We start from the raw sequence: 17,969 nt of genomic DNA, 5'->3' as shown, positions 1-17,969 counted from the left end.
TGATAAAATCATCTTCTTTCTAATTGTTTTAGGGCTGCATCTAATTGGACATAGAGGGCAGCAAGATCGCCATTATTGTCTAAGACCAGATCTGCATGGGCTCTTTTTTCATCTAGCGGCATTTGAGACGCGATGCGTTCTTGGGCCTGCAGTTCTGATAAGTGGTTGCGTTCCATCAGGCGCTTGAGCTGGGTTTCTTTTGATACAGCTACCAACCAGACAGATTCAAACCACTCGTCATAGTGCTGCTCGATTAAGAGAGGAATATCCATAAAAAAGAGATCGGATTGTGCAGCTTGTCTGTCTCTTACCTCAGCTAGAGCCTCACGAATAAGCCTGCCTTGGACGCGATTGGACCAGTCTCGTTCACTAGGGTCTGAAAAGATCCGCTGACCCAAAGCTAGGCGATCCAGCTCTCCTTCTTTGGTAAGGATCTCTTTACCAAAATGATCCACTAGGACACGGTAGAGTTCTCCACCTGGTGCCTGCAAATCATGAACCACTTGATCCGCATCAATGACAGGATACCCTTTTTCTCTCAGATAGGAGGTGACAGTGGACTTTCCTGAAGCAATCCCTCCTGTTAATCCGATGATTCTCGCCATCTAGTTCTCCTTTTGGCAGTGGGGGCAAAAATGGGTTCCGCGTCCCCCCAGCTGGATTTTCTCAATCGGTGTCCCGCAGCGCAAACAAGGCTGGCCTGTTTTCCCATAGACCTGGTGTTCTTCCTGCATGGTGCCATCTTCTCCAAAAGCATTGCTGTAGGAGCGAATGGTGGAGCCACCCTTTTCAACAGCCTGAGCAAGCACGGCAATCGTTTCTTTGCGGATTGCTTTAGCTTCTCTAGCAGTCAAGCTTTGACCCAAACGGGCTGGATGAACCTTGGCTCGATAAAGGACCTCATCCACATAGATATTGCCCAGACCAGCCACTAATTTTTGGTCTAAAAGAGCTGATTTAATGGGTTTCTTTGATTTTTTAAGAGCTACTTGGAAGGCCGGTTCTTTAAAATCCGCTTCTGTCGGCTCTGGACCAATCTTTTTCGCCAAAAAATAGCTGTCGACAAGCACAGGTACTAGGACTTCCATGGTCCCAAACTTGCGGACATCCTCATAGACCAGGGTGCTACCATCTGTAAAATGAAGAAAGACATGGGCATGCTTGCGAAGAGGAACTTCGTCTGGATAAAAGAAATACTTGCCTTCCATCCGCAAATGCGAGATGATGACCAGATCCGTCAGATAAAACAAAAGGTATTTCCCGCGGCGCCCCATGGCCCGAATTTCTTGACCTGGGAGATCTTGTCGAAAAGCATCCAGATCCGTCTGAATCATCTTTGGATACTTTACTTCCACTGACTGGATGGTTTTCCCAAGAATTAATTTCTCAAGACCTCGTCGAACGGTCTCTACTTCTGGTAATTCAGGCATAGCTTCTCCTTCTCTAAAAACAAGAAGCAGGCTTCTGCCCACCTCTTCTTAATATTCTTTTTCGTTGTATCCGAAATCGGCAAGATCCAATTTCTTATCCCGCCAATTTTTCTTGACCTTGACCCATGTTTCTAGGAAGACCTTGTCCCCTAGCATGAGCTCAATATCCTTACGCGCAAGGGTTCCGATCTTCTTGAGCATGGCGCCGCCTTTTCCGATGACAATACCTTTTTGGCTATCGCGCTCGACCATGATGGTTGCTCGGATATGGACCTTATCTGTCTCTTCATCCCGCTTCATAGAATCCACAACTACTGCAACAGAGTGGGGAATTTCTTCCCGCGTTAAGTGCAAGACCTTCTCGCGGATCATTTCAGAGACCAAGAAGCGCTCTGGATGGTCAGTGATTTGGTCAGCAGGGAAATATTGGAAACCTTCTTCCAAGTTTTCGCTCAAAATGTCAATCAAACGCGAAATATTGTTTCCTTGAAGGGCTGAAATCGGCACGATTTCCTTGAACTCCATCTGACTACGGAAGTCATCGATTTGCGCCAAGAGTTGGTCAGGGTGCACCTTGTCGATCTTATTGACCACAAGAATAACCGGCACCTTAGCAGCCTTGAGGCGTTCGATGATCATGTCATCGCCTTTCCCACGTGGCTCGTCTGCTGGCACCATAAAGAGAACGGTATCGACTTCTCGAAGGGTACTATAGGCCGACTCCACCATGAAGTCTCCAAGGGCTGTCTTGGGTTTGTGAATCCCTGGGGTATCGATAAAGACGATCTGTTCCTTATCCGTCGTATAAATCCCCATAATCTTATTGCGCGTTGTCTGCGCTTTGTCACTCATGATGGCAATTTTTTGCCCCATGACGTGGTTCAAAAAAGTTGACTTCCCAACATTGGGACGTCCTAAAATGGCTACAAAGCCTGATTTAAATGTCATAATATCCTTTCACGAGGGCATACTCCCTCTTATCCAAATACCAAGGCCCAGAATTTGGGCACAAAAATCACCAGTCCTGTTAGTAGGGCAAAGCCTGATACGACGAGGACTGCTCCAGCCGCCATGTCTTTGGCATTCTTTGCCAACATGGAGAAATGGTAGTTACTAGCTAGATCCACCACATTTTCAATGGCTGAATTCATAATTTCAAAAGCAATCACCAAGGTGATGCTGAGCAACAAAAAGAGCCACTCCGTTGCAGAAATCCTAAATACCAAACCAGCAAGAATTGCTACAAGGGCTGATAAGGCATGTTTGCGCATATTGCGCTCTTCTTTGATCGCCGTGAAAATTCCTGTTATCGCAAACTCCAAACTGGAAATAAAGTCCCGATTTTTCCATTTTCGCTTATTGTCTTGTGAGTCCATAGGCTGTCAAAATCTCTTCCTGTAAGCCAAACATTTCCTTTTCTTCTTCCGGCGTATAATGATCATAGCCATTAATGTGAAGAAAACCATGCACTGCTAAAAATCCCATTTCGCGCTCAAAACTGTGGCCATATTCTTCGGCTTGCTCACGCGCCTTATCAATTGAAATAAAGAGCTCACCAATATAGGTATCGAATTCAGCCATCATCTCTGCCAATTCTGGATTTTCTGCAAGGTCTTCCTCGTCAAAAGAAATCTCCATCTCTGGCTTGTATTCTAAACTGATGACATCCGTCGGACGATCCGTATCACGGTATTCAAGATTTAGTTCATGACTGCGTTCATTGGTTACAAAAGTCACAGCCATTTCCTTGTCTTCTTTCCCAATTTTTTTAGCAGCAAATTCTAAAATTTCTTGCGTTTGTTTTAAAATTTCGTCAGAGACTTGACCAGTCTCATCTACCATTTCAATATACATCTGGATCACCTCACTACTATCACTTTATTATATCACAAAAACCAGCCTATATACTAGATACAGGCTGGTTTTCAATCTTTTTCTTTGCAGGACAATCTTACACCACTGTTTGCTGGATGGCATTCATCTGGGCATAGATCCCGCCTTGTGCAACCAGTTCCTCGTGTCTACCACGCTCCACAATGCGTCCTTCAGATAAGACTAAGATCTGATCCGCATCTTGGATAGTGGACAAGCGATGGGCAATGATAAAGGTGGTCCGTCCCTTTTGCAGGACTGCCATAGCCTTCTGGATGATTTCTTCTGTTTCCGTATCGATGTGAGAGGTTGCCTCATCCAAAATCAGAATTTGCGGATTCATATAGAGCGTCCGCGCAAAGGAAATCAATTGGCGCTCACCACTTGAAAAGGCGGATCCTTTTTCTACGACTGGATGGTCGATTCCCTTTTCAAGACGCTCTACAAAGGGCCAAGCCCCGACTTTTTTCAAGGCATCTTGGACCGCCTCCCGATCAATGTGATCCTGACTCATGGCCACATTACTAGCAATGGTTCCTGTAAATAGATAAGGATCCTGTAGGACAATCCCCATATGGCTTCGTAGGCTCTCACGAGAGACTTGGCGAATATCTTGACCATCGATCAAAATCGCTCCTTCTTGAGGATCATAAAAACGATAGAGCAGATTCATAATCGAAGACTTACCCGATCCAGTATGGCCCACAAGAGCGATGGTTTCCCCAGGACTAGCCTGAAAGGCAATATCCTGCAGAACTGGCTTGCCTTCTTCATAAGCAAATTGAACGTCGTCAAACACGACTTCTGCCTTTTCTATCTTCAGTTCCGATGCACCATCGGCCTCTAACGGTTGGTCTAAGAAAGCAAGGACGCGACTCCCCGTTTCTAAGGATCGCCGAATATTCGGAAATTGACGACTAAGATTGGCCATGAGATCAAATAGATTAATCACATAGTTAATATTGATAAATAAGAAACCAGCCGTCACACCGATATTACCCTCTAGGAAAGAAATCCCAGCGATAGTCAAAATGCCTGCAATCACTAAAAACTTGAGCAATTCCGTCAAGGTCCAAGAAGCAATGGAATCGGCTAAGAGGATTCGATCATTAGCTCCTAGCATCTTCTGAGTAGTGGCTTCAAACTCATCCACCACACCAGGCTCTTGATGATAGAGTTGAATCATACTGGCACCATGCAAGAGTTCATTGACCTGGGTATTGACCTCGCTTCTCGCATCAAAGAAATCCTTCATAGGCTGGTCCGTCATGACCTTGTAGAGATACTGGATCCCATAAAAAATCGGAAAGACCAAACACAAGAGAAGGCCCATCATAGGACTCAGGTAAAAGAGAATCCCTAGGATAAAGAGGAAACGCACCAAGTAGATGACTAAAATCATACAAGAGTTATAAAACTGGGTCCGCAAGGTCTCCGTATCATTGACAATTCTTGTCGCGATCTTCCCAGCCGGCTTATCATCAAAATAAGAAATAGGCAGCCCTTGCATGACTTGAAAGGCTTGATCTCTCAGACTAGCGGTTACTTGATTACTTCCATGTAGCAAGATCCGATTGCCCATGTAGCTAATCAGCTGCCCCAGGCTCAAGACCAAGAGATAAAAGCCTCCCATCTGAAGCAAGTCCCCTTGCCCGCCACCGTGGGTCAGTGCAGTCAAAGGTCCATCGATCATCTTTTGGAGAAGAAAGGGTGACAATTCAGAAAAAATAGTGGCTAGCAAGAGGCAAATAAAGCCAGCAAGAAAGACAGTTGGATAAAGTGTGATCCTCGATAATAATCGTTTCAAAACTTTCATATTATTCTCCTTCCTGTTTTTGTTGCCGTTGGTATTGTTCATAATACCAGCCCTCTTGAGCCAATAAATCACTAGCTCTGCCTTCTTCTACAATACGACCTTGATCCAAGACGATGATCCAATCCGCCTGATGAACAGCAGACAAGCGATGAGAAACAATAATGGTCGTCTTGTCTTTTCGTTCCTTTTGAATCGTATCAATAATGGCCTGTTCAGTCTTAGCATCTACTGCCGAAAGGGAATCATCTAACAGCAAGAGCTCAGCATCTCTTAAGAATGCACGCGCCAGGGAGATCCGTTGTTTTTGACCTCCTGATACAGAGACCCCTTTCTCACCGATCAGGGTGTCCATTCCCTGAGACATCCGCTCGAGATCATCCGCAAAAGCAGCTTGGGCTATCGCTTCCACCAAGTCTTCTTGGCTGGCTCCTTTTTTACCAAGCGCTATATTCTCACGGATAGACTTGGAGAATAAAATATGTTCTTGGGAAACATAACCAATTTTTTCTTCAATCGAGTGTCGGTTGTAGTCCACGATCGGTTGCTGGTTGATCAAAAACTCTCCCTCACCAACTGGGTACTGCCGCAAGAATTGTCGAACAAGGGTAGTCTTTCCTGCTCCAGTACGACCAACAATTCCAACCGTCTGTCCTTTCTGAATGGTCCAATCAATGCCTGACAGGCTCTTTCGCTCAGCACTAGGATAGCTGAAAGAATAGTCCTTAAACTGCACCAAATCAATCTGCTCTAAGTAGTGAGGACCATCTGGCTCCAGATCATCCGTTTCATCAATCACTTCTTTTAATTTTTTATAGGACATTTGACCTGTCTGGTAGACCAAGATCAAGTCTGCCATCATCCACATAGGCTCAATTAAAAAGACCAAATACAGCTGTAAAGCCAATAACTTGCCAAGGCTCAACTGCCCGCTTGCCAGGGACTGGCCTCCAAATAGCAGGAGCAAGACTGTCGAGAATCCAATAAACAACAGGGCTAAAGGTCCAAAAGAGTACTGGATAGAAGCAATCTTGTCCCCTGTTTTGGAGAGACTGGCTGTTTTTTTCTGAAACTGTTTGACCTGCTGGTCCCGTCTACTATAGGCCCGCATGACACGGATCCCCTCGATGGACTCCAAGACTTCATCGTTCAACTGAGCGACCGCTTCCCGGTTTTGCTCAACATACTCCTCCTGCTTTCTACTCAAAAAATAGGTCGAGACGACGAGGAAGATCATAGGAATAAAGGAAATCAAGGTTAATTGCCAAGAAATGAAAAACATGGTCGGAATAATAAAGGCAAACAAGCCACCGCCAAACAGGAGCACCATCATCCCGTAACCCGCCATATCAGCCATCCCATCCACATCTGTCGTAAAGCGCGTCAAGAGGTCCCCTGAACGGAATTTCTCAAAAAACGGACGCCGCATAGCTACTAGCTTACGAAAAGCTTGTCCCTGAAGGGTCGCCTTGAAATGGACTGACGACTGAAAGAGTCGCAACTGCCAATAAAAAGCCGTTAGGTAATTGAGGAGAGCTGATCCTACCAAGAGGACCATATCCCATACAAAGTTGGATTGCGTCAGCGTCCGCTGACTCAAATGATCCACTAAGCGCTGGATGACTTGCGTCGGGATCAATAAGGTGTAATCATAAAGAATCAGGACCATAGCGATCTTCACATATCGCCATTTGCGCTCCCTGATATACTCCCAAATAGCTCTGATCATATATTCTCCTTTTCAAAATGGCACAGAAAAAACCCAAGCAAGGAGCTGAGTACGTGCTCAGTCCACACTTGGGCCTTCTGATGCCTATCACCAATTCAGTTAAGGCAGGTAAAAATGCATACAAAAAACCCAAGACAGACTCCTCCATCTTGGGTTCCATTTATAGTTTACATCGAACTCAACTGAGATTGGAGAAGCTTTGTATTCAATTGTGTCATCAAAACATCTACTTTGTTCATGATGGTTTTCTCCTTTCTCTTTGTTGTTCTAACTTTACCACGGATTTCCTTGCTTGTCAACGCTTTTTTGAAAATTATTGAAAAAAGCAAAATTTTTAAGATGGACTCGCAAAAAAAGAAGCCTAGATCGTCTCTAAGCTTCTCTCTTCTGCTATGCTAGTTGCCGGGATTGAACCGGCGACCTCATCCTTACCATGGATGCGCTCTACCGACTGAGCTAAACCAGCAGTACCTATCTACTATATCATGGAGATAGGTCTTTTGTCAATATCCTGACTCATTTTTCTGCCAAATATTCTTCCTTAGTGAGGACATAATGAACTCTCGTCACCATTCGCCCTTCTTCATGCAAGTCTAGCATCGCGTAGGGCTCCTCGTGAGAATATTTCATCCCTGATTTGGCCATCACCCGTCCAGAAGCTGGGTTGTCCTTATCATGAACAGCAATGAGCTTGTTCATCCCTAACTGTTCAAAAGCCAAGGCAATGACTGCCTTGGTAGCCTCTGTCGCAAGACCCTGGTTCCAATAGTCTTTATTCAGAACATAGCCGATACTCCCCTTCTTCAGACAAAGATCCAAATCCAGTAAATCAATCGTCCCGATAAATTTTCCATTTTCTTTGAGCTCGATCCCCCATCTTCCAAGTGGGCTCGCTAGGTAAAAGAGGGCAATATTATTACGCGTCTCTTCTATACTTTGATTGGTTGCAAAGGTATAGCGCGTAACTGTCTCATCAGAAGCATACTCAAACATAGCTGGTGCATCATCAAGAGTGACCGGACGCAAGTGCAAACGCTCAGTCTCTATTTCTCGATAAGCCGCTAACTTCACATATAAATTTTCCATTTGACTCTCCTTCTTTAGGGATTAGTTTAGCAAATAACCTAAAGGAAGGCAAGCTCAAATTTTTCTTGCTTTTTAACCCACTTTTCTATACAATAAAATCAATCAAAACAATCAGATAAGGAGTGAAAAGGTCATTGAGTCAAGAGAGCCATCTCACACCAATGGCCTTTTTACACCTAAATCTGAGCAAGGAGGCAAAAATGCTCATTGGAATTCCTAAAGAAATTAAAAACAACGAAAATCGGGTCGGTTTGACACCTGCAGGTGTACAAAGCTTGGTGAAGAAAGGTCATCACGTTTTGGTAGAAACAAATGCTGGACTTGGTTCTGGCTTTGCGGATGAAGATTACACGAAGCAAGGGGCAACCATCGTTGCAACTGCTGCAGAAGCTTGGGCAGCTGAGATGGTGGTCAAAGTCAAAGAACCCCTCGCTGAAGAATATGGCTTCCTTCGCGAAGACCTCTTGCTCTTCACCTACTTGCATATGGCTGCCGCACCTGAATTAGCAGATGCTATGGTCGCAGCTAAAACAACTGGGGTGGCCTACGAAACGGTGCGTGACCTTGATGGACAATTGCCTCTCTTGGTGCCAATGAGTGAGGTGGCTGGACGGATGGCCGTGCAAATCGGTGCTCACTTCCTGACCAAACAAGAAGGTGGATCAGGCGTCCTCCTAGGTGGGGTGCCAGGTGTTCCCAAAGGAAAAGTTACCATTATCGGAGGCGGGGTCGTTGGAACCCACGCGGCTCGGATCGCCCTTGGACTTGGTGCCCAAGTGACCATCTTAGATATCAGCGCTAAACGTTTGGCTGTTCTGGAAGATGTCTTTGGTCACCAAATCCAAACCCTTATGTCCAACCCATTTAACATTGAAGCCAGCGTCCGTGATGCTGATGTTGTCATCGGTGCTGTCTTGATTCCTGGTGCTAAAGCTCCTAAATTAGTTACAGACGATATGGTTAAACAAATGCGTCCCGGTTCAGTCATCGTCGATGTGGCCGTTGACCAAGGTGGGGTTATCGAAACAGCAGACCGTGTCACAACGCATACGGAACCAGTTTACGAAAAACATGGCGTGCTCCACTATGCCGTTGCCAATATCCCAGGGGCTGTCGCACGTACCTCTACTATCGCCCTTACCAATGTGACCCTTCCTTATGTTGAATCCCTAGCTGACAATGGTTTCCACAAGGCAATTGCCCTCGATGAAGGCTTGCGCCAAGGTGTCACTACTTACCAAGGCCATATCACAAGCCAACCCGTTGCTACTGGTTTAGAGCGTGACTTCACACCAATTGATGAATTGGTTTAAACTATCATATATTTAAAGAATTACCATCGAAAAAAATAAGCAACTTTTTTTCATATGAACTAATTAAAAATGTTTTGAAAAAAACAAGTTGTTTTGAGTTTCTAAATCATTTTCAAAGACTTTCCGCCGTGAGAAAAGTGCTTGAAACAATTTAGTTTCAAGCACTCGGAATAATTGAGACCTTAGGCTCAATTATTAGTCATGGAACTTCTTGGATTGCTGAAATCATCCACTGGATAATTTCACCTAACCTCCGTTCTCACCTAAGGAAAGGCTAGAAGATGATTTCATCGTCAATTTAAGGCAAAGATCATAAGATCTTTGCCTCTTCTTTTATTCTGCTTCTTCTTCCACATCCATTTTTTCTTTGACGACTGGATTCGGAATGGGCTCGTAGGCCCGGATAATTTCTGCTACTACAGGATGGCGAACAACATCCTTGGCAGAGAAATGCACAAAGTCAATCTGAGAAATGTTCTTCAATTTCTCCTGAGCATCAATCAAGCCGGATTTGACATTTCGCGGAAGGTCAATCTGGCTGGTATCCCCATTGACAATCATCTTGGAATTAAAACCAAGACGGGTCAAAAACATCTTCATCTGCATGATGGTGGTATTTTGCGCTTCATCGAGGATGACAAAGGCATCGTCCAAGGTCCGCCCCCGCATATAAGCCAAAGGCGCAATCTCGATAATCTCCCGCTCCATCATCCGAGTGGTTTGGTCTTTCCCTAAAATCTGGTAAAGAGCATCATAGACCGGACGTAGATAAGGGTCCACTTTTTCTTTGAGATCCCCTGGTAGGAAACCAAGGCTCTCTCCAGCTTCTACAGCAGGACGGGTCAAAATGATCCGCTTGACCTGACCACGCTTGAGGGCAGTCACGGCCAAAGTCACTGCTAGGAAGGTTTTCCCAGTCCCCGCTGGTCCAATCCCAAAAGTGACATCATGGTTCTTGACACTATCGACATAGATCTTTTGACCAAGCGTTTTAACCCGAATGGGCTTGCCGTAACTATCCTTAATAATCTCTTCTTCATAGAGAGCGATGAACTTATCCAATTCCCCATTTCTCACCATGGTAATGGCGGTCACCACATCTGGCGTACCAATGGTCATACCACGGTTAACGAGGACCAAAAGAGCCTGGATGACTTGACGAACCTGCTCGCAGTTTTCTTCTTCCCCAATGATTTGGACGATTTCTGTCCGGGCATGAATAGTTACCCCAAATTCTTGCTCCATCAAACGGAGATGGCGTTCGTTAGATCCAAACAAATGAAAGAGATCGTCTGGATGCGTTAATGTAATTTCAACTGAATGTTCTTGCAAATAAAGAACCTCTCTACCTGTGTTTTTCTATTATTATAACAAAGAGGCCGAGAAAAAACCATCCTCGACCTGTCCTTTTCTAATGGGCTTGGTATTCTTCCCAAATCGCATCAAAATCGCCAAGATTAAAGGAAAAGCTCGCATGCTCTTCTAGATAGCGACTGACCTCGTCGAAGTCATCTGTATGTTTGGGAAAAGCAGACTCATGAAATGCAAGATCTGCTAGAATGGCTTTAGGAGCATTGCTTTTAGGATTGCGCTCCGTCATCAGCCAAGTATAAAACGATTTTCGCATAAGCCTCCTCTTAGATTAACTCTGTTCCAAACTGGTCTTGCTTGATTTTTTTGGCCTTCATCAAGCCACCCAAAGCCTTTTTGAACTGGCCTTTTGAAATCCCAAAAGTCGCCTTGATCTCTTCTGGAGATGACTTATCATTCAAGGTCATAAAGCCACCATTGGCTTCCAAATAGGTCAAAATCATTTGGGCATCGTTTTCCAACATCTCAAAGGAGCGTGGCTTCAAAGATAGATTCAAGGTCCGATCCACCTCACGAAAACCAATAACGCGAGCATTTACGACCTCTCCCAAACGAGGTTCTGCATAGCGCTCACTTGGGTGGATAAAGCCCAGCATATTGTTCTCTGGAAGGTAAACAAAAGTTCCAGACAATTTCAAGCGGTAGACAATGGCTGGCCAGTTTTGGTTTTGCATATTGTTATAGGCTGGACGAGCCAAACGCTGGAAATCTTCCTGGTAGGCTAAGATCCCCCAAATCCGATCTTTCTTATCAACTTCTAAGCGAATATAGAGACGATCGCCCTTTTTAGGCCATAGATCTTTGATCTCCGGTAGGATATCTAGTGAGACAACAATCTGCTTATCTGGAAGCCCTGTATCCACGAAGACTCCCAAATCCTTGCGCACTTCCGTGACCGTTCCCCAGCCAAAGCTTTCTTGAGTTGCAGTGACTTCAAGTGTCGTGAGTCGGAGCTTTTGCTTCATATCTGTATAGGCAAAGCCCTTGACACTTTCTCCGACTTTGTGTGGGCCTTCTGCTTTATCAAGCGCGTAGGTCTGGCCATCTTTTTGAACAAAATAGAAGTGATCATTTTCATCAATAACCATTCCCATGATGTAGCTTGCTAGATTCGTATTCATGTTTCCTTCTTTCCTCTTGCTTCTTCACAAGAATAATGGAAATAAAACCCAGCCAGCAGTGCCAACTGAGTCTTTCTTTCCTGTAATGGTTGGGATGGATTAAACTTCCATCAATTCTTTTTCTTTGTGCGCTGTCATTTCATCTACATGCTTAACAGCGTCATCCGTAACTTTTTGGATCTCTTTTTCAAGACCTTTCAATTCATCTTCTGTGATTTCTTTTGCTTTTTCTTGTTTCTTCGCTTCATCCATAGCATCACGACGGATGTTACGGATCGCTACTTTAGCATTTTCACCCACTTTTTTCACTTCTTTTGCCAAGTCACGACGAGTTTCTTCTGTCAAAGCTGGGATAACCAAGCGGATAACAGATCCATCGTTGGCTGGAGTGATACCAAGGTCAGAAGCATTGATGCTGTGCTCGATGTCTTTCAAAGATGATTTATCAAATGGTGTGATCAACAAGACACGCGCTTCTGGAATGGTGATAGATGCCAATTGGTTCAATGGTGTCTCTACTCCGTAGTATTCTACGAAAATACGATCCAAAAGACTTGCATTTGCACGTCCAGCACGGATGCTACCAAATTCACGTCCCAAACTTTGGTGAGACTGGGTCATTCTTTCTTTTGCTTTTTCTACGATTGGGTTTGCCATAATCTTCCTCTATTTTCTATTATTTTTCTACGTTATTTGATACGGTTGTACCGATATTTTCACCAAAGACAACGCGTTTGATATTGCCTGGTTCATTCATATTAAAGACAACCAAATCAATGTCGTTGTCCATGGAGAGAGTAGAGGCTGTTGAGTCCATGATGCGAAGACCTTTGTTGATCACATCACGGTGAGTCAATTCCTCAAATTTCACAGCTGAAGCATCTTTTTTCGGATCGGCATTGTAAACACCATCGACCCCATTTTTGGCCATGAGAATGGCATCTGCTTCAATCTCAGCTGCACGAAGGGCTGCGGTCGTATCTGTTGAGAAGTAAGGAGAACCGATCCCTGCACCAAAGATCACGATCCGATCTTTTTCAAGGTGACGAAGGGCACGACCACGGATATATGGTTCTGCAACTTGTTGCATAGCAATCGCAGTTTGAACACGGGTATCCACGCCAACTTGTTGAAGCGAATCAGCCATCACAAGGGCGTTCATGACAGTCCCAAGCATCCCTGTGTAGTCTGCTTGGACACGATCCATCCCTGCTTCTGCAGCAGGTTCTCCACGCCAAAGGTTTCCCCCTCCAATCACCAAGGCAATTTCAATTCCAAGTTCGTGAACTTCCTTGATTTCTTGAGCCATATTTTGGACAGTTTTGATATCGATTCCGACACCACGTTCGCCAGCAAGGGCTTCACCAGATAGCTTGATTAAGATACGTTTATACTTAGGTTCTACCATTTTCTCTCTCCTTTTTTGATCTGTATTATTTTACCATAAATTACGTTTTTTATATAGTCATATCCATCAAAATTTTCTTTTTTCCATCCGATTAGTTTTACCAACTGTAGCAAATAAAAATGGAGTACAAAAAAAGCTACCCGAAGGCAGCTTTTTATATCAATTAAAGTGAGTTAACGTCCACTTTGATACCAGGACCTTGAGTTGTAGTCAAAGTCAAGCTAGTTACGTAAGTACCTTTAGCTGTAGCTGGTTTTGCTTTTTGGATTGTGTCGTTGAAAGCTTTAAAGTTTTCAACCAATTTAGTATCATCGAATGAAACTTTACCGATGATCGCTTGAACAATACCTGCTTTATCAGCACGGTAAGTGATTTTACCACCTTTAGACTCTTCAACTGCTTTCGCAACATCCATTGTTACTGTACCAGTTTTAGGGTTTGGCATCAAGTTACGTGGTCCAAGGACACGTCCAAGACGTCCAACAAGAGCCATCATATCAGGTGTAGCGATAACAACGTCGAAGTCCAACCAACCATCGTTGATTTTCGCAACAAGGTCATCTTCACCTACGAAGTCTGCACCAGCAGCTTTTGCTTCTTCAGCTTTTGCACCACGTGCAAATACAAGTACGCGAGCTGTTTTACCAGTTCCGTTTGGCAATACCATTGCACCACGGATTTGTTGGTCAGCTTTTTTCACGTCGATGTTCAAGTTGTAAGCAACTTCTACAGTTGCGTCAAATTTTGCAAAGTTAGTTTCTTTTGCAAGAGCTACAGCTTCTTCTACGCTGTATACTTTTGTGCTGTCGATTTTTTCAAGAGCAGCACGAAGTTGTTTGCTTTTTTTAGCCATTTTATCTTTCTCCTTGTAATGTGGTCATATCGATTTTCATCTCCCACGTCACTCGTCATTTGATCAAGTGTATTGCGGGCAAATAGGATTGTTACAATTAGTCAGTAACAGTGAATCCCATAGAACGAGCAGTACCTTCGATCATACGCATTGCAGACTCAATGTTTGCAGCGTTCAAATCTGGCATCTTAGTTTCAGCGATTTGTTGTACTTGTGCACGAGTTACAGTTGCAACTTTCGTTTTGTTCGGTGTACCTGAACCTTTTTCAACACCTGCAGCTTTTTTCAAAAGAACAGCAGCTGGTGGTGTTTTTGTAACGAAATCGAATGATTTATCTTCATATACAGTGATAACAACTGGGATGATCATACCAGCTTGATCAGCTGTACGAGCGTTAAACTCTTTAGTGAATCCCATGATGTTGATACCTGCTTGACCAAGCGCTGGACCAACCGGTGGAGCTGGAGTAGCTTTACCAGCAGGGATTTGCAATTTTACAAGTTTTTCGACTTTTTTAGCCATTTCTTAAATCCTCCTTTGTGGTTTTGGCGGTAATTACAGATTTTTACCTCCCACAAGTATGCTTTGTGCATACCTTTCTATTATACACGATTTCTCTTTTTTTGCAAGAAAAAATTAAAATATAGTAAACTTTTTTTTCGTTTTATGATAGAATGAAGCTATGTTAATCAAAGTTGCTTCTGTATTATTTATTTTTTTAACGCTGATTCTGAGCGGCATCATTGTTCACCTCTTTAAACTCCAAAAAAGAGGATGGCGATCCACCGATATTGCCTTTCCTTTATTTGCTTTGGAGTACTACCTGATTTCAGACAGCGCCTTTTACCACAGCCTCTTACCACTGCTGGCCTTGAGTCTTTCGCTTTTGGCCTTGGGGCTAACGGTTTATTTCTTAAAAAAGAAAAAGTGTTTTTATTATCCGAAATTTATCAAATACTTCTGGCGCGCTGGATTTCTAGTTACCTTCTTGCTCTATCTGATCTTAACCGCTAGTTTGTTTATCTAATGCCAAAAGGAGGCTGGGACAAAAGTCCTAGCCTCTTAATTGTTTTTGGATTATCGATCAAGACGCAGTGGTTGAGTGGTCTCTACCACGCTGATTTCATCAGCTTTTACAGCCCTACTCAACTGTGCGGAGGTGGGACGACGAAATCGAATTCTAACGAATTACCGATTTCTGTCCTACTCTCTTTTTTTTATTTCTTCCGATGAAAGAACCATCCCACTAGTTTCTTGAAGACTTGAATCAAGATGAGAGCAAGAACCGCCATGATGGCGCAGATAACCAGTGTTTGAAGTCTCAAGGGGCTCATGTTAAAGAATCTACCTAGGATACTACTTGAAACCAGGAAGGCTAGGATATTTCCTAGAAGAACCAGTCTCTTGTAGTGATTGAGAGGCTGGGATTCTTGGTAGATGATGGTAAAGCCTACGAAGGCCATCAAGCAGATGGCTGCACTCGAGAGTTCTTCCGACCTCATGCCAAATGTAGAAGACAGCAAGACCAGACTGAAGATCAGTATAAAATCCGTCAAGGCCGCAGGTAGCGCATTTTTAAAGACCGTTTCGATAAAGCGTCCTTTGATGCGCTCGCTATTGGGCTCAAGCGCTAGAAAGAATCCTGGAATCCCAATCGTAAAACCACTGATCAAAGACATCTGAGACGGCATGATGGGATAGGTAAAAGCTAAGAGCGTCACTGAGATAGCCAACAAAATAGAAAAGATATTCTTGATCAAAAAGAGACTGGCTGATCGTTGAATATTATTGACCACCCGCCGACCTTCTGCCACGATGGACGGCATCTTTCCAAAGTCGGAATCCAGTAAAACCACTTGCGCCATCTTTTTGGTTGCATCATTTCCAGATTCCATCGCAATACTACAATCCGCTGTTTTGAGGGCCAGAATATCGTTAACGCCATCTCCGGTCATGGCGACTTTATGCCCCTTTGCCTGCAAGCTTTCTACAAGGCTTTTCTTTTGCTCTGGTGTCACTCGTCCAAAGACCGTATATTGGCTCGCCGCTTGGTGCAAGTCTTCTTCCGTCAATAAGGTTCTAGCATCGATTAGACCCTCTGCTCCTTCAATGCCTGCTTTTTGTGCAATAGCTGAGACTGTTGCTGGGTTGTCCCCTGAAATGACCTTAATGGTCACTCCTTGTTGTTTGAAGTAGGCGAAGGTTTCTTTGGCATTTTTTCTCAAAGGATTGGAGAGAACAATCCAGGCCACCAAGTCTACAGGAGCCTCTAAAGTCTCTCCCAGTTGTTCTCCCCGATATTTCCCAAAGGCCAAGACCCGATTGCCAGCCTGAGTAGCAGGAGCTATCTCCTGTTCAACCTCAGAGAAGCCCTCTCGTAAGACAAATTCTGGAGCCCCCAATACATAGATCCCTGATTCAAAGGCAATGGCCCCATATTTTTTCTTAGACGTAAAGGGCTGTATTTCAAGAGCCTTCCAAGGCTGGCTGACTGGAGTCTTGTGAAATTTTCGGATGGCATCCATGGTATCGTTTTGATCCATACTAGCTCCTACATACTGAGCTAGGGCCTCCAAGTCTTGAGCGTCTTTAACTGGACGAATCTCTGTCACTTCCATACCTGGCTCTGTAATGGTCCCTGTCTTATCGACACAAAGGACATCCACGCGCGATAAGGTCTCAATCCCCTTCATGCTATTGAGCAGGACCTTTTCCTTGGCTAATCTGACAGCACCCAGAGCCAGTGCCAAGGTCATCAAGAGATACAAGCCTTCTGGAATCATCCCGATCAAGGCCCCGACTGTTGAAGTCACACTGAGCTTGAGGCTATCGCCTAGGCTGATATAGCTGCGAAGAAAAAGGAGCGAGCCTAGCGGAATGATAAGGAGACCAATGATCCCCACAATACGATTGACCGCATGGACCATGTCAGACTCCTCATGAGACTTGACTTGCTTGGCTTCCAGGCTCAATTGGTTGATGTAGGAGTCATTCCCAACTTTTTCTAGTCGCGCTAAACCTTGACCAGCGATCACAAAACTACCTGACATGAGTGCGTCTTGTGCTCCTTTTTTGACCTCATCGGCTTCACCGGTCAATTGCGACTCATCGACTTTTAGATCGCCCTCCAGCAAGACCCCATCCGCATAGATCTGATCTCCAGCTTGAAAGCGAACTAGATCGCCCTCCACCAACTGATCGATCGGTAGAGCGACTTCTTTTCCTTCACGAAGAACGATCGCCTCACTTATATGCAGAAATTGCATCTGACGCAAGATCCGTCGAGAGCGGACTTCCTGCACAATTCCTACCAAGGAGTTGACCACAACGACCGGAACAAACAAGAGATTGTTCCAAGACTTCACCGCTACCAGCAAGACCGCTAAGACCAGAAAAATCAGATTAAAGTAGGTAAAGACATTGTCTCGAATGATCTGCCCAATACTTTTTTCTGTCTTAATCGTGACCTTATTTTGCTTACCCTCTTGGATCTTTTTTGCTACTTCTTCCTGACTGAGTCCTTCTAATCTATCCATTGCTTTCCTCACTCATGTATTTCCAAGGGCAATCCTTCTGGATCGAAGAAAAATGCCATCTTCTTGCCATCAAAATCATCATAGCGAAGGCCTGTATTCTCAATACCTAGCTGATCCAATCTAGCTAGATAGGTCTCTACATCGTCCACTTGAAAGGCCAGATGACGCAGTCCCGCATGCTCGGGCAAGGGGAGCTTAGGCCGTTCTGGGGCCGTCTGTTTGATAAAAAGTTCTAAAGTCAGCTGCCCTTGGCGGAGATTGATCAAGATATCTCCGCGTTCGGGACGGTCATACTCACTGACAATCGCAAAGCCCAACTGGTCCACATAAAAGTGCAACATGGCGTCGCGATCCCGTCCAATGATGGCAATATGATGAATCGTGTCTAACTTCATCTGGTCCTACTTTCTATTTTCTATAAAAAGAAAAGGGAGTG

19 protein-coding genes and 1 tRNA gene are annotated in these 17,969 nt (G+C 44.4%); 2 read left to right on the top strand and 18 right to left on the bottom strand.

Features of this window, described 5'->3' with window-relative positions:
- Nucleotides 1-8: 8 nt before the first annotated feature.
- From coaE to GMC92_RS05670, 9 genes are all read right to left on the bottom strand, one after another.
- Nucleotides 9-605 carry a dephospho-CoA kinase gene (gene coaE / locus GMC92_RS05710; protein WP_155199954.1) on the bottom strand — a complete coding sequence of 199 codons (597 nt, stop codon included), beginning with the start codon at nt 603-605 and terminating at the stop codon, nt 9-11.
- Nucleotides 606-1,430 carry a DNA-formamidopyrimidine glycosylase gene (gene mutM, locus GMC92_RS05705; RefSeq protein WP_155199953.1) on the bottom strand — a complete coding sequence of 275 codons (825 nt, stop codon included), beginning with the start codon at nt 1,428-1,430 and terminating at the stop codon, nt 606-608.
- 48 nt (nt 1,431-1,478) lie between these two features.
- Entirely contained in the window at nt 1,479-2,378 is a 900-nt protein-coding gene (era, locus tag GMC92_RS05700; RefSeq protein ID WP_155199952.1) for a GTPase Era, read from the bottom strand.
- 29 nt (nt 2,379-2,407) lie between these two features.
- Nucleotides 2,408-2,806, bottom strand: a complete 399-nt coding sequence (locus GMC92_RS05695) for a diacylglycerol kinase family protein (RefSeq protein ID WP_013903931.1) — start codon at nt 2,804-2,806, stop codon at nt 2,408-2,410.
- Nucleotides 2,787-3,284, bottom strand: a complete 498-nt coding sequence (gene ybeY / locus GMC92_RS05690; RefSeq protein ID WP_013903932.1) for an rRNA maturation RNase YbeY — start codon at nt 3,282-3,284, stop codon at nt 2,787-2,789. Before ybeY ends, GMC92_RS05695 begins: the two co-directional genes overlap by 20 nt.
- A gap of 97 nt (nt 3,285-3,381) precedes the next feature.
- Nucleotides 3,382-5,118, bottom strand: coding sequence for a tetracycline efflux ABC transporter Tet(46) subunit B (tetB(46), locus tag GMC92_RS05685; RefSeq protein WP_134974122.1), 1,737 nt, complete (start codon nt 5,116-5,118; stop codon nt 3,382-3,384).
- 1 nt (nt 5,119) lies between these two features.
- The gene (tetA(46), locus tag GMC92_RS05680; RefSeq protein WP_155199951.1) at nt 5,120-6,844 is read right to left on the bottom strand and encodes a tetracycline efflux ABC transporter Tet(46) subunit A; all 1,725 of its coding nucleotides are present in this window, start codon (nt 6,842-6,844) and stop codon (nt 5,120-5,122) included.
- Nucleotides 6,845-7,237: 393 nt separating this feature from the next.
- Nucleotides 7,238-7,310, bottom strand: a tRNA-Thr gene (locus tag GMC92_RS05675).
- Nucleotides 7,311-7,360: 50 nt separating this feature from the next.
- Nucleotides 7,361-7,930, bottom strand: coding sequence for a GNAT family N-acetyltransferase (locus tag GMC92_RS05670; RefSeq protein ID WP_045759722.1), 570 nt, complete (start codon nt 7,928-7,930; stop codon nt 7,361-7,363).
- Between the two features lie 200 nt (nt 7,931-8,130).
- Here GMC92_RS05670 and ald point away from each other — a divergent pair, with 200 nt between their 5' ends.
- Nucleotides 8,131-9,243: an alanine dehydrogenase gene (gene ald / locus GMC92_RS05665; protein WP_037608011.1), complete on the top strand. Its 1,113-nt coding sequence runs from the start codon at nt 8,131-8,133 to the stop codon at nt 9,241-9,243.
- Nucleotides 9,244-9,576: 333 nt separating this feature from the next.
- Here the strand turns inward: ald and GMC92_RS05660 are convergent, their stop codons facing one another.
- From GMC92_RS05660 to rplK, 7 genes are all read right to left on the bottom strand, one after another.
- The gene (locus GMC92_RS05660; protein ID WP_155199950.1) at nt 9,577-10,575 is read right to left on the bottom strand and encodes a PhoH family protein; all 999 of its coding nucleotides are present in this window, start codon (nt 10,573-10,575) and stop codon (nt 9,577-9,579) included.
- 79 nt (nt 10,576-10,654) lie between these two features.
- Nucleotides 10,655-10,870, bottom strand: coding sequence for a YozE family protein (locus GMC92_RS05655; RefSeq protein WP_003005127.1), 216 nt, complete (start codon nt 10,868-10,870; stop codon nt 10,655-10,657).
- 10 nt (nt 10,871-10,880) lie between these two features.
- Nucleotides 10,881-11,735 carry an RNA-binding virulence regulatory protein CvfB gene (cvfB, locus tag GMC92_RS05650; RefSeq protein ID WP_061455029.1) on the bottom strand — a complete coding sequence of 285 codons (855 nt, stop codon included), beginning with the start codon at nt 11,733-11,735 and terminating at the stop codon, nt 10,881-10,883.
- 99 nt (nt 11,736-11,834) lie between these two features.
- Nucleotides 11,835-12,392, bottom strand: a complete 558-nt coding sequence (frr, locus tag GMC92_RS05645; RefSeq protein WP_003005165.1) for a ribosome recycling factor — start codon at nt 12,390-12,392, stop codon at nt 11,835-11,837.
- Nucleotides 12,393-12,411: 19 nt separating this feature from the next.
- Nucleotides 12,412-13,143 (bottom strand): UMP kinase, encoded by a 732-nt coding sequence (gene pyrH / locus GMC92_RS05640; RefSeq protein WP_003005706.1) that lies wholly within the window; start codon nt 13,141-13,143, stop codon nt 12,412-12,414.
- A 163-nt stretch (nt 13,144-13,306) separates the two neighbouring features.
- Nucleotides 13,307-13,996, bottom strand: coding sequence for a 50S ribosomal protein L1 (gene rplA, locus GMC92_RS05635; protein WP_003005355.1), 690 nt, complete (start codon nt 13,994-13,996; stop codon nt 13,307-13,309).
- A gap of 97 nt (nt 13,997-14,093) precedes the next feature.
- Complete coding sequence (gene rplK / locus GMC92_RS05630; protein ID WP_003005369.1) at nt 14,094-14,519, bottom strand: 50S ribosomal protein L11; 426 nt, start codon at nt 14,517-14,519, stop codon at nt 14,094-14,096.
- Nucleotides 14,520-14,679: 160 nt separating this feature from the next.
- Between rplK and GMC92_RS05625 the strand changes: the two genes are divergently transcribed.
- Nucleotides 14,680-15,024 (top strand): DUF3397 family protein, encoded by a 345-nt coding sequence (locus tag GMC92_RS05625; RefSeq protein ID WP_023918773.1) that lies wholly within the window; start codon nt 14,680-14,682, stop codon nt 15,022-15,024.
- A 190-nt stretch (nt 15,025-15,214) separates the two neighbouring features.
- Here the strand turns inward: GMC92_RS05625 and GMC92_RS05615 are convergent, their stop codons facing one another.
- The gene (locus GMC92_RS05615; RefSeq protein ID WP_118227928.1) at nt 15,215-17,533 is read right to left on the bottom strand and encodes an HAD-IC family P-type ATPase; all 2,319 of its coding nucleotides are present in this window, start codon (nt 17,531-17,533) and stop codon (nt 15,215-15,217) included.
- Between the two features lie 8 nt (nt 17,534-17,541).
- Nucleotides 17,542-17,928: an SMU1112c/YaeR family gloxylase I-like metalloprotein gene (gene gloA2, locus GMC92_RS05610; RefSeq protein WP_118227927.1), complete on the bottom strand. Its 387-nt coding sequence runs from the start codon at nt 17,926-17,928 to the stop codon at nt 17,542-17,544.
- Nucleotides 17,929-17,969: the final 41 nt, after the last annotated feature.

This window comes from Streptococcus parasanguinis, from assembly GCF_009717775.1.
In the GTDB taxonomy this organism is placed as follows: Bacteria; Bacillota; Bacilli; order Lactobacillales; family Streptococcaceae; genus Streptococcus; species Streptococcus parasanguinis_AG.
The sequence above is the reverse complement of the archived record's forward strand: the minus strand, read 5'-3'. Positions and strand labels throughout refer to the sequence as shown.

Bases quoted from the DNA above. Each gene is read 5' to 3' on its own strand.
- coaE (WP_155199954.1), bottom strand. From the start codon at position 605: ATGGCGAGAATCATCGGATTAACAGGAGGGATTGCTTCAGGAAAGTCC.
- mutM (WP_155199953.1), bottom strand. From the start codon at position 1,430: ATGCCTGAATTACCAGAAGTAGAGACCGTTCGACGAGGTCTTGAGAAA.
- era (WP_155199952.1), bottom strand. From the start codon at position 2,378: ATGACATTTAAATCAGGCTTTGTAGCCATTTTAGGACGTCCCAATGTT.
- GMC92_RS05695 (WP_013903931.1), bottom strand. From the start codon at position 2,806: ATGGACTCACAAGACAATAAGCGAAAATGGAAAAATCGGGACTTTATT.
- ybeY (WP_013903932.1), bottom strand. From the start codon at position 3,284: ATGTATATTGAAATGGTAGATGAGACTGGTCAAGTCTCTGACGAAATT.
- GMC92_RS05670 (WP_045759722.1), bottom strand. From the start codon at position 7,930: ATGGAAAATTTATATGTGAAGTTAGCGGCTTATCGAGAAATAGAGACT.
- ald (WP_037608011.1), top strand. From the start codon at position 8,131: ATGCTCATTGGAATTCCTAAAGAAATTAAAAACAACGAAAATCGGGTC.
- GMC92_RS05655 (WP_003005127.1), bottom strand. From the start codon at position 10,870: ATGCGAAAATCGTTTTATACTTGGCTGATGACGGAGCGCAATCCTAAA.
- cvfB (WP_061455029.1), bottom strand. From the start codon at position 11,735: ATGAATACGAATCTAGCAAGCTACATCATGGGAATGGTTATTGATGAA.
- frr (WP_003005165.1), bottom strand. From the start codon at position 12,392: ATGGCAAACCCAATCGTAGAAAAAGCAAAAGAAAGAATGACCCAGTCT.
- pyrH (WP_003005706.1), bottom strand. From the start codon at position 13,143: ATGGTAGAACCTAAGTATAAACGTATCTTAATCAAGCTATCTGGTGAA.
- rplA (WP_003005355.1), bottom strand. From the start codon at position 13,996: ATGGCTAAAAAAAGCAAACAACTTCGTGCTGCTCTTGAAAAAATCGAC.
- rplK (WP_003005369.1), bottom strand. From the start codon at position 14,519: ATGGCTAAAAAAGTCGAAAAACTTGTAAAATTGCAAATCCCTGCTGGT.
- GMC92_RS05625 (WP_023918773.1), top strand. From the start codon at position 14,680: ATGTTAATCAAAGTTGCTTCTGTATTATTTATTTTTTTAACGCTGATT.
- GMC92_RS05615 (WP_118227928.1), bottom strand. From the start codon at position 17,533: ATGGATAGATTAGAAGGACTCAGTCAGGAAGAAGTAGCAAAAAAGATC.
- gloA2 (WP_118227927.1), bottom strand. From the start codon at position 17,928: ATGAAGTTAGACACGATTCATCATATTGCCATCATTGGACGGGATCGC.